The 13,865-nt window shown below is 33.0% G+C and carries 13 protein-coding genes; 2 read left to right on the top strand and 11 right to left on the bottom strand.

What is annotated here, in order from left to right:
- Window positions 1-30: 30 nt before the first annotated feature.
- The 4 genes from FOD82_RS04840 to FOD82_RS04855 form a co-directional block, all read right to left on the bottom strand.
- On the bottom strand, window positions 31-945 hold the full coding sequence (locus FOD82_RS04840; RefSeq protein ID WP_144355353.1) for an alpha/beta hydrolase-fold protein: 915 nt from the start codon (window positions 943-945) through the stop codon (window positions 31-33).
- Window positions 946-967: 22 nt separating this feature from the next.
- Window positions 968-1,450: a flavodoxin gene (locus tag FOD82_RS04845; protein WP_242450198.1), complete on the bottom strand. Its 483-nt coding sequence runs from the start codon at window positions 1,448-1,450 to the stop codon at window positions 968-970.
- A gap of 140 nt (window positions 1,451-1,590) precedes the next feature.
- Window positions 1,591-2,433 carry a GRP family sugar transporter gene (locus FOD82_RS04850; RefSeq protein WP_144355354.1) on the bottom strand — a complete coding sequence of 281 codons (843 nt, stop codon included), beginning with the start codon at window positions 2,431-2,433 and terminating at the stop codon, window positions 1,591-1,593.
- A 157-nt stretch (window positions 2,434-2,590) separates the two neighbouring features.
- Complete coding sequence (locus tag FOD82_RS04855; protein WP_242450199.1) at window positions 2,591-3,937, bottom strand: MFS transporter; 1,347 nt, start codon at window positions 3,935-3,937, stop codon at window positions 2,591-2,593.
- Window positions 3,938-4,062: 125 nt separating this feature from the next.
- Here FOD82_RS04855 and FOD82_RS04860 point away from each other — a divergent pair, with 125 nt between their 5' ends.
- On the top strand, window positions 4,063-4,944 hold the full coding sequence (locus FOD82_RS04860; protein WP_144355356.1) for a LysR family transcriptional regulator: 882 nt from the start codon (window positions 4,063-4,065) through the stop codon (window positions 4,942-4,944).
- A gap of 47 nt (window positions 4,945-4,991) precedes the next feature.
- On the opposite strand, the gene FOD82_RS04865 is transcribed toward FOD82_RS04860, so the two are convergent.
- The 5 genes from FOD82_RS04865 to msrB all read right to left on the bottom strand — a co-directional run bounded on the left by FOD82_RS04865 (window position 4,992) and on the right by msrB (window position 9,278).
- The gene (locus FOD82_RS04865; RefSeq protein WP_144356023.1) at window positions 4,992-5,807 is read right to left on the bottom strand and encodes an alpha/beta hydrolase; all 816 of its coding nucleotides are present in this window, start codon (window positions 5,805-5,807) and stop codon (window positions 4,992-4,994) included.
- Entirely contained in the window at window positions 5,794-7,056 is a 1,263-nt protein-coding gene (locus FOD82_RS04870; RefSeq protein ID WP_144355357.1) for a PTS transporter subunit EIIC, read from the bottom strand. The genes FOD82_RS04865 and FOD82_RS04870 overlap by 14 nt, the downstream gene beginning before the upstream one ends.
- Before the next feature lie 84 nt (window positions 7,057-7,140).
- On the bottom strand, window positions 7,141-7,929 hold the full coding sequence (locus FOD82_RS04875; RefSeq protein WP_144355358.1) for a glucose-1-dehydrogenase: 789 nt from the start codon (window positions 7,927-7,929) through the stop codon (window positions 7,141-7,143).
- Window positions 7,930-8,120: 191 nt separating this feature from the next.
- On the bottom strand, window positions 8,121-8,753 hold the full coding sequence (locus tag FOD82_RS04880; protein WP_144355359.1) for a phosphatase PAP2 family protein: 633 nt from the start codon (window positions 8,751-8,753) through the stop codon (window positions 8,121-8,123).
- Between the two features lie 99 nt (window positions 8,754-8,852).
- Complete coding sequence (msrB, locus tag FOD82_RS04885; protein WP_144355360.1) at window positions 8,853-9,278, bottom strand: peptide-methionine (R)-S-oxide reductase MsrB; 426 nt, start codon at window positions 9,276-9,278, stop codon at window positions 8,853-8,855.
- A 118-nt stretch (window positions 9,279-9,396) separates the two neighbouring features.
- Between msrB and FOD82_RS04890 the strand changes: the two genes are divergently transcribed.
- Entirely contained in the window at window positions 9,397-10,581 is a 1,185-nt protein-coding gene (locus tag FOD82_RS04890) for an aminotransferase class I/II-fold pyridoxal phosphate-dependent enzyme (protein WP_144355361.1), read from the top strand.
- Between the two features lie 38 nt (window positions 10,582-10,619).
- Here FOD82_RS04890 and FOD82_RS04895 read toward each other — a convergent pair whose 3' ends face one another.
- Together FOD82_RS04895 and aspS are read right to left on the bottom strand one after the other, a co-directional pair.
- Window positions 10,620-11,762 carry a GH25 family lysozyme gene (locus FOD82_RS04895; protein ID WP_144355362.1) on the bottom strand — a complete coding sequence of 381 codons (1,143 nt, stop codon included), beginning with the start codon at window positions 11,760-11,762 and terminating at the stop codon, window positions 10,620-10,622.
- Window positions 11,763-12,010: 248 nt separating this feature from the next.
- On the bottom strand, window positions 12,011-13,864 hold the full coding sequence (aspS, locus tag FOD82_RS04900) for an aspartate--tRNA ligase (protein ID WP_186277713.1): 1,854 nt from the start codon (window positions 13,862-13,864) through the stop codon (window positions 12,011-12,013).
- Window position 13,865: the final 1 nt, after the last annotated feature.

A 13,865-nucleotide genomic window follows, 5' to 3' on the forward strand; every position in this document is an offset into this window, starting at 1 on the left:
CAAAAAAACGATCAATACTGATCGTTTTTATTACTTAAACAATTTACTTCCATAATATTGAATAATTTTTGCCATTGTTGGAGCATCATGATTACCACCAATTTGTTCATAATATTCAATTTTATTTTTAAATTGTGGTAATTTTTTCATTGCGTTAATTTGTGGACTCATTGAGGACTTGGTTCCATCATCTTGACCGACACCAGCTAAAATCTTAAAAGATAATTTTGGGTATTTCTTTGCTTCTTGTGCTAAAACTTGCGCTGTCTTAGCAGGTTCACTTGCACCACCATCAGAAGCTACAGTCCATGAATCACCCGCCATTGGTACAAAGTATTTAAAATATGGCAAATCATATTGAAATACATACCATGTTGTGATCGATCCCATTGAAAATCCTCCAAATGCTCTATGTGCACGTGATTTTCTCAAAGCAGATTTAGAAGTATTTGTAGTATAAGTTTTATATTTCTTTTCTACTGCTGGAATTAAATCCTGAACTAGTTCATTTTTTGCAAATCTCCTATTTAATGGATCATCACTATAATAATTTGATGAAACTTGCTTTTCAGTTGGATAATATGTAGGAAAAACTACAATTGTATTTTTTAGCTTTCCTTGATCACTTAGCTTATCAAAAGTTTGTTTAAAATTTCCTTCCTTGTATAAAAGTGATCGTCCATTATTAACCTCAGTGGATCCATGAAGTAAGTACAAAATATTATGTTTCTGATTTTTCTTATAATTTTTTGGTAAGTAGACAATCGCTTGCTTTGTTACCTTCTTACTATTGTATGTAGTACGATAAGATAAAACTTCACTTTTACTTTGCTTGCTTGAATTAGACATTGCATCTGTTTTTGAAGAATTAGATTGATTAACACATCCTGCAATTAAAGCAGAAAAAGCTGCTACCATTACAATCATCCATTTCTTTTTCTTCATCTAATCACCTACTTTTAATCACCTACTTTAGTAGTCCAAGATTATTGAGCCATGAACGTACCTCCCTTTTATTGTTATCATAGCGAATACCATTTTTAAAAGTAGCACCATCATTTTGCGCCATACGACGAATATACTTTTCAGATGGACCAATTGGTGTACTCATACTTGTAGTAAATGGAATTACTGTTTTCCCCTTGAAATCATATTTATCAAATAGAGTTTCAATAAGCATTGGTGGTCTTTGCCACCAAGTTGGATAACCAATAAGGATAATTTGATATTTATTTAAATTAGGGATATTAGTTTTAAGTGCTGGATGAATATTGTTACGACGTTCACGATCCCCTCTTCTGGCTGCACTATCATAATCACCGTAAGGTTTTTCCGGCTCTAAGCGAAGCATATCAGCTCCAGTTTCTTTTTTGATATATTCCGCTGCTTCTTTAGTTGTACCAGTTAAAGAAAAGTACAAAATCAAAGTTTTATTATTAGATTTGCTCATTTTTTCAGTCCTGCTTGAATTAGTTGTAGAACTTGTAGTTTTGGTTTTCGAATTAGAACAAGCAGTTATAATTCCAACTATTAAAACCAGTCCGACAATTAAACTTAATTTTTTCCAAATTTTTATAAAACTCATCCTTTCTAAATTACAGCTCCAATCACAATAAGTACTAACCCGATTAAAGTAGATACTAATTCTTTTCCATGTTTATATTCACCTAAGATTGTCATTCCACCAACAGTTGAAATAATTACACTCAATTGACTATAAATAAATGCACTTGTAACACCGTTAGCTTGAGCAGAAATAATATAAGTATAGGCACCGATTCCAAAGGCTAATCCTGCTAAAACATCCAGCCAACTTGCTCTTTGAGTAAATGTTTTAGTTTGTTTAGAACATATAATATATAAGACTGCTCCAATTAAAATACCAATCATTTGTGGCAAGAACAAACTTTGAGCACTTGCAGTGACCGCTTTTGGAAATGCAGAATAGATCCAATAACCAACTGATGTAAACAATAGGAACAATAAATCTCGTGGAGTTATTTTTTCAGTATCAGAATTTTTACTTACTGCAGTTAAAGCAACTCCCACAATAATCAAAATTAAAGCCAAAATACCAAGCACATACTGATTAATACCTTTCCATTCACCAAATATTATTGCTCCAATGATTGTATTACCAACTAATTGAAAACCAGTAGATATTGGCATGGTTTTGCTTACGCCGATTCTAGTAAATGAGATAAATTGACCAATTTGTCCAATCGTCCAAAATGCCCCAGAAATCAACGATAAAATAAATATTCTTGAATCCATTGCTGGATGTTGCAGAATAGTTACGATAATTCCAACCAAAGTTGCACCAATTCCTACTCCTAGAATTTGATTTGCTGGCTGACTATTTTTTACTTTTCTTACAATTAAAGGAATTATTCCCCATCCAATTGCTGGAAGAAGTGCTAATAATACATTCATTTTTCTACCTCTTAAAATCTTTCAACTTCTTTTACTTGATGAACTTAGTATATAAGCTTCTTCGCTATAAAAAAATTACTACTTTTTTATGCTAGTATGCACTAAGCGTATAAAAAATTTCCCCAAAATAAAAAATGGGTTAAACCCATTTTTCTCATTATTCATGTGGTCCGTGGAATATATTGATTGCCGCTAAAATCATTGGAATAGCTAAAATAACCATCCAAAACTGTGCTCGATCAATACTTAATGCAGGTGCAGATATGGATGCTACTAATCCTGAAACAATAGATAATCCTACTGCACCACCAATTTGGTGAACTGTATTTACAACTCCAGAAGCAGCCCCTGCAATATCATCATCAACACCAGCTACACCCGCGACTGTCATTGGTGACATTAACAGACCTTGTCCTAATCCAATCAAAACCATTGGAATAGCAACTCCAATAACATATCCTGAGCCAATTCCTAAAATCGCACCTAAAATAAGACCAGCTGTGTCTAAAATTGCACCAACAAAGAGTACTAAAGCATTAGAATATTTAAAAGTAAGTTTTGCAACAAAAAGTGAAATAATAAATTGTACTACTGTTAATGGTAAAAATCCAATAGCTGCTATAAGTGGTGTCATTCCAAATACCTTTTGCATAGCTTGAGGCATTAAGAAGAAGTATGACATACTAATTCCTAACATAAAGAATCTAGCAACCAAAGCACTTGCTCTTTGATTATCTTTAAAAATTACTAATGGCATCAATGGATTTTCAACTTTACGTTCAATTAAAACAAATGCGACTAAAGATACAATTGTTAAAATAATTGCAGTAGTTCTAAAGCTAGTAGCATTAATACTATAAACTAAGCTACTAAAACCAATTACTGAAGTAATTGCACCCCACCAGTCAATTTTACTATCAGTATCAAGTTCTTGAGTTGGGTGAACATATTTAAGTGACATGAAAATTAAGATAAATCCCATAATCATATCTAAATAAAAACCGTTTCTCCAAGTTGAATAACTTGAAATAATACCACCAACAATTAATCCTAAACTACTACCAATTCCAGCAGTTGCACCATAATATGCAATAGCTTGGGTTAATTGTTTTCCTTGATAATAATCCATTAATAAAGCTAAAGTTGCTGGAGCTAAAAATGCGCCACCTACACCTTGCAAGGCTCTCATTGCTATTAACATCCCTGAATTAAGTGAAATTCCTACCAATAAAGATGCAACAGTAAAAACAATTAATCCAATAAGTAAAACTTTACGTCTACCAAGCATATCACCTAATCTTGCACCAAGTGATAAAAATCCTCCAAAAGTCAAAGCATAAGCATTACTTACCCATGAAACCATTACATTGCTCATATGCAATTCTTGACTAATTTGAACTGTACTGGTAAATACCAGTGAATTATTTAATAGAATTAAAAAGTAGCTTATTAATACAATTGGCAAAATTATACCAAACTTTGTTTTCTTCTCTGTTATTTCCACGTTTTTTCTTCCTTTCATCTTATTTTTCAACTTTCGTTTATAAGTTTATTATTATTGCTCCAACTTGAAAATTACTTAATTTATATGCTAGATTACGTATGACGTAATCTAGAAAGGAAAACAAAATGATTGAAAATTACCTTTTACAATACTTAGTTACTTTTGCGGAAAGTGGCTCATTATCTGCAGCCAGCAAAAAATTGCATATCAGTGCTGCAAGTGTTAGTCGCGGGCTTAAAAAGCTTGAAAACCAACTTGATACTCCCCTTTTTACTCATAATCCACAACGTTTAACTCTTACTTCTGCTGGTAAATATGCAGTTTTAGAAGCTAAAAAAATACTAACTGCCGAAAAACAGTTTCCACAATTAGTTAAAAATTATTATCAAAAAGAAAACACTTTGACAGTAGCTACTAGTTTACCTGCGCCAATAATATTGCTGAATTCATCTAACATTAATTTAGAAAAAAAGTTAATCTCTCCTAATAATATCCAACAAAATTTACTTTCTCATGAATACAGTGTTATTTTTTCAAATCAAGAAATTCAAACAACTAATATTGAATCAAAATTTATTATAAAAGAGTCACTTTCTGTAATGCTTACTCCCTATAATTCGTTATATGGGAATAATACAGTTACTTTTCAAGATCTTTCTAGTAATGAATTTATAGTTCTTAGTAATTTAGGCCCATGGAAAACTATTATTGAACAAAATATCTTACATGCAAAATTTATTTATCAAAATAGCTTAGAATCATTTAACGAACTAATTCAATATTCAAACTTCCCATTATTTGCAACAAATTTAAGCTTAAATTCTCCTTGTTTCTTTAAAAATACTAAAAGAAAAATTATTCCTATAACAAATCCAGAAGCTAGTCTAAATATTTATGCTACTTATCTCAAATCTGATAAAACTCAAGTTGCTCCAATTATTCATCAAATTTCAGAGAATGCAAAAAAAGCCGACGAATTATATTCATCGACTCTAAAAATGCAATAATAATTTTTTATAAGTTTTTAGCAAAGAACGGGTTAATGTAATGAATACTATTTCAAAATATATCTTTCAATCAAACTTAATACTTCAGTATTTTGTGGAAGGGCTGAATGCTGGGCTAATCTACCTGTCACAGTAATTTGGGTATAGTGCTTAACCTGCCCTTGATAGATAAATTTTCCAGCTTCTACACTACTAACTGGAACTAAACCATCTGCCACATAATTTTGAGTACCGGCAACAGAATACATAATTAGGTTTTCAGGTAAATTTTTTCGATTTTTGATAAAGTCTTGTAACATTTGGGTGGGACGATTTCGAGTTTCTGCAAAATTATATGGACTACCAATAGTCATTAAGCGCGTAATTTTTACATTATCATTTTTATAATAATTTTCTAAAAAAGCTGTATAAATAAGACCGCCATTAGAATGGCCAATACCTCTAAAGTTATTAAAATCATAACGTAACTTTAACTGTCTGAAAGCACGATTAAACATTTTAGCTTGACTTCTTATATTATTATAGCCATCTCTATTATTTTCAAAACCAACTACAATAAAAGGTTCTAAATCTCCTGACTTAACAGCACCACTATATTGGATAGTGCCATCATTCATTACTTTAACCTTTAATAAACTATGATTAGTTTGAGTACGTTCATTAATCGTTCTGACCAAAGCATCAAATCGATTAACACTAGCACTGGAACCTGGAATCATAATAATAGGAGTTAATCGGGAATCATGCCGTTTTTGTAAATCTTGAACATTTTTCTTTGACCAAATCCCTGTCGGGATTGCTAACAAAATTATCGCAGCAAAAATCATAATGATAAGCAAATAACGAATTTTATTTTCTCTCATCATCTGTCACCTCTTTATTGATTTTAGCTACTTGGTTGGCCAATTTTACAAATGGAAGATAAATTAATATATCCAAGATTAATAAAAATAGCGAATATACAAGCATAGTTATATTACCTCCGCTACCTACAAACGGCACCAATATTCCAGGGGTTCCTTCCAAAACAGGATATACAATTACTGGAATAAGTTTTAAAGCCATTAAAATTCCTGAAATAGTTAAATTTATAATTGGAGTTAATAAGAATGGAATAAAATAAATAGGATTAAGGATTAAAGGCAAGCCCAAAATCAAAGGCATATTTGCCCCAAAGAATACGGGCATAATACTCCAATTAGCAACTTTTATAGTACGTTTATTGGTGCTAATTAATAAAATTGCAATAATCAATCCTAGCAATATTCCTGAACCGCCCACTTGTGCAAAACCATTATTCAAACTATTTGGAGTAAAAGGATATGGTACCTGACCACTTTTATGGTTTAAAACATAATTTAAATTAGCTAAAGATTCATTACTAAATATGTTGGTACTAAAATTAAGTGTACCTGCATAACCAATCCATAAACTAAAAGTAGAAATAATTGAGATAATTAAAGATAGCCAATAATTACTATGACGATTAGAAAAAGCTGTCGCTCCTTCAAAAAAGACAGTATCTAATGAATAAGTTCTAAAAATTGCATATAGAATATGTAAAATAAAGGCTAGCCCAATCATAAGTGAAAACGGTTTCCAATTTTCTAATATATCGGATCTTTCAGATAAATTTGCCTTGCCTAGTTTTGCAAAAATCAAACCAGTTACATATCCAACAAGAATACCAATAATAAACCAGTTACTAGTGTAATAACTTGTATCAACTATCATTCTTCTGTTTCTTACAGTATGAAAGAAAATTAATACATAACTTACAACAGCAATAACTTCTGCTAAAAGACTAGGACTACGGTATATTTTCGCACTTACACTAGCACTAATAACAGCAGCATAAAGGGCCAACAATCTCATTGTTGCACGTTCAATGTCACCAATTACAGTTCTAATAAACCATAAATTATCCAGCCAATGATTTATATTTATCATATTACCAATAAAACCGTTAGGATTAAGAATCACCATATTTAAAATCCAAGCAAAACTTCCCAATAATGCAACTGGAAAAAGGACCATCATTGACCAATTTAACACTTTAATAAATTGACTATTTTCAAATCTAGTTAATAGATCTACCACTTTTTTATTCATAACTTGCCCCTATCACATTGTTAAATGTTCATGCGATTCTCCTATAGTCTAATTATGAAAAAATCGCGCTAATGCGCGATTTTTTTATCCACGACCACCTTGGAATGATGGATAAAGAGTCATACCTCCATCTACAAACATCGTAATTCCGGTTACATAGCTTGATTCATCACTTGCAAGCCATGCCGCAGCTGCTGCTACTTCTTCTGGCTTCCCAATTCTGCCCATTGGAATCATTGATGTTGTGGTTTCTAATTGCTTTGGATCTGCAAATTTCTTTGCATTGATTGGAGTATTGATTGCACCTGGTCCAATTGCATTTACTCGGATATTCTGCTTAGCATATTCCATGGCAACTGTTTCTGTAAAGAGCTTCACCCCACCTTTACTTGCAGCATAGTGTGCAAATGTTGGCCATGGGATTTGTTCATGGACACTGGACATGTTGATGATGTTGCCTTTTTTATTATTATCAGTAAAGTAGCGCAATGCCATCTTGGTTCCTAAGAACACACCTGTTAAATTGACATTGATAACTTTATTCCATTCTTCAAGTGTCATGTCCTTAGTAGCTACTTGATTTTCCATTCCGGCATTGTTGACCCAGATGTCTAAACCGCCAAAGTTTTCAACTGCTGCATCAATTAGCTTTTGTGCGCCTTCTTCAGAACCAATGTCAGCTTGTACAATAACTGCGTCGCCACCATTTTTCTTAACACTGTCAGCAGCTTCTTGAGCACCCTTTTCATCGGAGTGATAGTTGATGACAACCTTCATGCCTTCCTTACCGAATCTTTGACTGATAGCAGTTCCGATTCCTTTTGAACCACCGGTTACAACAGCAACTTTATTTTTTAATTCTGAATAAACCATATTTTTTCTCCTTTAATTAATTATTTAATTTCAAATTTGTTAAATATAGTATATTAAGATAAAAGCTTTTTTAAAATTACCAAAAATTAATACTAGTATGCATAGTACGCATACTTTTTAATATATAAAAAAGGCAATTATTGAACTACCCATTTCAATTAGGATAATATCAAATAATTACCTTTTACTTTTTATTTATAATCTAATCGCCAATATCTATTAAGAATTGGATAAATAATTAGTTCAACTGCTCCTACCCAAGTTAAAGCAAGTGCAACTGATCCACAAACATCAGAAGGATAATGTGCAAATACATAAATACGTGAACACATCACAATTATTAACCAAATAATTAATAGAGTATCAATCCATATTCTATGAGTTTTATTTTCCATTACTCTAGGAAGCATAACCATAATTATCCAAATAACAATGATTCCCATACCTAAAGTATGTCCACTTGGAAAACTAAAACCATCATCAATTGCTAAATGTTGTACTGGACGTGCTCGTTGAACTATATGCTTTACAATGAATCCTACTGCATCTGCACTTACCAAAGTTACCACAAGACTAATCGCCAAAGGACGTCTTTTCTTAAGCCATAAAATAACAGCTATTAAAAGCATCCATACTAAATCTAGCTTTGGAGCTGCAAGCACAGTTATTTTTAGCATTAAGTTTTGAAGACCTGAAACACTTCTTACCAATCCTTGGAAGAAACTGTCAAATTGTTCTACCCATGAAGCATGCAGAACAATCGAAACAGCAAAAATCAAGAAAATCGGTAAACCTACATAAATGCTATTTTTAAATCTTTTCATTTACCTTCTCGTTTTCTATTTAATTGACGTTTTTTATTTTATCATCAACAAAAGGCTCTGAAAAGATTAAGAAGCAATTATTTAAAAAAGTCACTAAATTTATTCAAATAATTTTTTATATTCACTATAGCCTTCCTTATCCAATTTATCATATGGAACAAATCTAAGAGCGGCTGAATTAATACAATATCTGAGTCCTCCTGTATCAAGTGGACCATCAGTAAAGACATGTCCTAAATGAGAATCAGCAATTGGACTTTTAACTTCAGTTCGCTCCATACCATAAGATTGATCACGATGGTAAGCAAGTTTTTTAATTGGTCTAGTAAAACTTGGCCACCCACAACCTGCATCATACTTATCTTCACTAGAAAACAAAGGCTCACCTGAAACAATATCTACATAAATCCCCTTCTCATAAAAGTCATCATATTTACCAGTGAAGGGGTATTCTGTTTCAGCTTTTTGGGTCACATCATATTGCTGTTTAGTAAGTTCTTTTAAACGTTTTTCTTTATCAAACATTTTTAAACATCCTTTCTACTTGTTTTACTTCAATAATAGCAAAATTATCTAAAAAGTTATTGTTTCAAGCTTCTTAATAATTTAAAATAGATTTACCGAATAGAAAGGAAAATTTAGTATGCCAAAATTAGCTGATGATTTATCAATGACATTAAACACTCGGTTAAATTCATTAACCCCGTCTAGAATTCGTGCTTTTGACGAAAAAGCTTCTCAAATACCGGGTATTATCAAGTTGACCATTGGTGAACCTGATTTAAATACACCGGAGCATGTAAAACAAGCCGCGATTAATGATATTAATGCCAACGACTCTCACTATGCTCCTCAAGCAGGAAAGCCGGAACTTTTGGATGCAATCAGCGCCTACCTCAAACGTAGCCTGAATTTAAACTATGATCCAAATACTGAAATTTGTGTGACAGTTGGGGCAACAGGCGCTCTAAATGATGTATTCATGTCAATTTTAAATCCTGGAGATAAGATTTTAGTCCCTACTCCAGTTTGGGCATTATATTTCCAACTTATTAAATTGACTGGTGCAATTCCTGTTCAAGTCGACACTTCAAAAGATGGTTTTATTTTAACTCCTGAACATTTAGAAGAAGTATTAAATGAGGAAGGTAAAGGCGCTAAAGCAATTATCTTAACCGACCCCTCTAATCCTACAGGGCGAGTTTACCCAGCAGATACTCTTCAAAAATTAGCAGAAATTATTAAAAAGTATCAATTATTTTCAATTACAGATGAAATTTATGGTGAATTAGTTTATGATGGTAATGTTCATCACTCTCTTTCAGAATATATTCCAGAAAGAAATATTTTGATTTCAGGCTTATCTAAAGCTTATGCAATGACTGGTTGGAGATTAGGATATATTGCTGCGCCAAGTCAAATCATGACCAGTATTCGTAAAATCAATGCGTTTTTAGTAACTTCTGTTACTGATAATGTTCAAGCAGCTGCAATTGAAGCTCTTAATAATGGTCAAGATGACCCTCTTAAAGCTCGTAAAATTTATGAAGATCGTCTTAAATTTATGAAGTCAGGTCTTGAAAAGTTAGGCTTTGAAATGTCTACTCCACAAGGTGCATTTTATATTTTTGCCAAAATTCCAGACGAGTTTGGACAAGATGATGAAGCTTTTGCCAATGAACTTGCCACTAAAGCAAAAGTGGGAGTTACTCCCGGACGTTACTTCGGTAAGGGTGGCGAAGGCTATATTCGACTATCCTATGCTTCTTCAACTGAGCAACTTAAGGAAGCTTTGAAACGTATTGAAAAATACGTCAAAAATATTTAATTATAAAAAATGGTTGAACCAAGTGGTTCAACCATTTTTTATTTAAAATTCTTAACCTTTACATAACGATTCTTATTAATCTTATAAAACTTTTTGTTTTTTATTTTTTTGGTACCGTAAGTGGCTACCTTAGCACCTTTTTTAAGCTTCATATGTTTAACCTTTTTACCATTATTTTTATAAACATATGAAGTATGTTTTAAAGTACGTGGAGTACCATCAACATTGGCAAGCTTAATATATTTATCGCTACCAATCTGGTAAAACTTTTTATTATTTATAGTTACAACTCCACCAAGAACCGTTACTCTTTTATAGGCTTTAATAGTTTTACCTGTCTTTTTTCCCTGTTTATTATAAACATGGGCTGTATGCATGACAGTCTTTTTATTTTTAATTGATTTAGCCTTTGGAGCCTGACTTGAGGCACCATTTCCATAAGATAAAGGCAAAAGACTAATATTACCATCAACACTTAATCCTCGCCAATTGTCTGTGAATTGCCAAATAGCAACTCCATTCATTGATGGAAAATAAGAAAAATCAGGTTTATCAATTCTACCCATAGTTGCATAACTGGCTACCCATAATGAATTAGGATATTTTGCAGTTACTTTGCTTGTGTTGATATTGTTATTAAGAAGTGAAGCTCCTGAGTATAAAAGTGGCTTGTAACCTGCAGATTTTACTCGATTCATAAACGCAATAATTGCATTAGCACTTGCATCACGACCGCCATTTACATTATTACCATCACCAGTTTCCCAATCACAAGCTATATAAGAACCCTTAGGAAGACCCATAGCTTTTGCACTTGAAATTGCATAGTTGGCTTCTGCAACTGCAGCCCCAGAATTTGCACCAAATAAGGCAAAGTGGTATGCCATTGGTAACATATTATTAGCTTTTGCACTTGAAATTTGCGCACTTGCTTTAGGATTGCGGTAACTAGTACCTTCACTCACTTTTACAATTGCAAATTGTGAACCAGCATTAGCATGTGCTTTCAAGCTGCTTGATTGATAAACAGAAACATCCACCCCATATGAACGTGAATTAACTGATTTCTTTGCTGCTTGAACTACTTTAGTATTATTTGTTCCTTCAACAATACTAATGCTTGCAGTTGAAAGGACACTAGCACATGCTAAAATACCTAATAATTTTCTCTTCTTTAACAATTAAATCCCTCTTAATAAAAAAATGTATCTTTACTTAAATTATTTTTGTCTAATATATCCAAGGAATAACTATAGCAGATTTTAAGACTTATGAAATTACAAAACGTTAACAGATTCATTAATAAAGTTTAAAGTCCACAAAAAATAGGCAAAGCCTGCTGTGAAGTACCTCATAATTGTTGAACATAAATCTAATGATTATGAGGCATTCACTGTTGTACTTTGCCTATTTTTATTACTTAAAACAATTACTCATCCCAAGTTGAATTTTTATCAGCATCTTCTTTTGCTTCTTTTTCAAGACGAGCTTCAGTTTCTTTTACACTATCTGCGTATTGGTCTTCAACTTCAATTCCAAGATCAGCTAATTGTTGATCAGCAACTGGAGCTGGAGCATGCATCATTGGTTCTGAAGCAGAAGCATTCTTAGGAAATGCTAAAACATCACGGATATTGTCTTTTTGAGCAAGCATCATAGCAAAGCGATCAAGACCAATTGCAAGACCTGCTTCTGGTGGGAATCCCATATCTAAAGCATCCATCAAGTAACCAAATTGTTCATAAGCACGTTTCTTAGTGAAACCAAGAGCCTTAAACATCTTTTCTTGAATTGAACGCTTGTGAATACGGATTGAACCACCACCAAGTTCATCCCCGTTCATAACGATATCGTAACTACGTGCATGAGCCTTGTGTGGATCAGTATCAAGTAATTCAATACCCTTGTCATCTGGCATTGTAAATGGGTGGTGAGCAGCAATCCAGCGACCCCAACCTTCATCATATTCAAATAATGGCCAATCTACTACCCAGACAAAATCATAAACATCCTTAGGAATAATACCTGTTTCTTTAGCAAATTCACGACGAAGATGGTCAAGTGAATCAGTAACAACTTTCCACTTATCAGCAACCATTATCACAAGTTCTCCACCTTCAAGGTCAAATTCCTTAATTAAGGCTTGTTTATTTTCATCAGTCAAGAATTTAGCTACAGGACCTGAAAATTCTCCATTTTCAAATTTAACCCATGCCAAACCTTTAGCATGATAACGTTTAATGTAGTCTTGCTTTTGTTCAATATGTTTTCTTGAGTACTTTTCAGCACCGCCTTTAACAGCAATACCTTTAACAAAACCACCATCAGCAATTGCACCTGAAAATACCTTAAAGTCGCTATCCTTAAAAATTGGACTCAAATCATGTAAGAACATTTCATAACGAGTATCTGGCTTATCACTACCATACTTGTTCATTGCTTCATCCCAAGTAATACGGCGAATTGGAGTCTTAAGATCAATTCCCATAACGTCTTTCATAACTTTTTTAAGAAGACCTTCAGTGTAGTCTTGAATGCCCTTTTCATCAACAAAAGAAGCTTCCATATCAATTTGAGTAAATTCTGGTTGACGATCTCCTCTAAGGTCTTCATCACGGAAGCAGCGTGCAATTTGGTAATACTTATCAAATCCTGCAGCCATCAAAAGTTGCTTGAACAATTGAGGAGATTGAGGAAGTGCATAGAAACTTCCTGGATAAATTCTTGAAGGAACTAAGTAATCACGTGCCCCTTCTGGACTAGACTTACCTAAAATTGGAGTTTCAATATTGATAAAGCCATTTTCATCAAAGTATTCGTGAATTGCACGTAAAATTTTAGAACGTAAGATAATTGCATTTTGCAAAGTTGGACGACGCAAGTCAAGGTAACGATACTTCAAACGAGTTTGTTCACCAATTTCAACATCATCTTTAATTTCAAATGGTGGAACTTGAGACTTGTTTAAAACTTCAATTGAATTTGCATCAACTTCAACTTCCCCAGTCTTCATATCAGGGTTAACGCTTGAACGCTTAACAACCTTACCCTTAACTTCAATTACATCTTCACTGCCAAGTGAATCAGCAATTTCCATTAATTCCTTACCAGAATCCTTATTAACAACAACTTGTACGACTCCTTCACGGTCGCGTAAATCAATAAACACTAAGTTTCCTAAATTACGTACCCGTTGTACCCAACCATACAAAGTTACTTCTTGATCAAGATATTTTGCAGTAATATTTCCACTGTAATCAGTTCTTTTATCCATTTCCATCATA

It is taken from the genome of Lactobacillus sp. LL6 (assembly GCF_007570935.1).
Taxonomy (GTDB): domain Bacteria; phylum Bacillota; class Bacilli; order Lactobacillales; family Lactobacillaceae; genus Lactobacillus.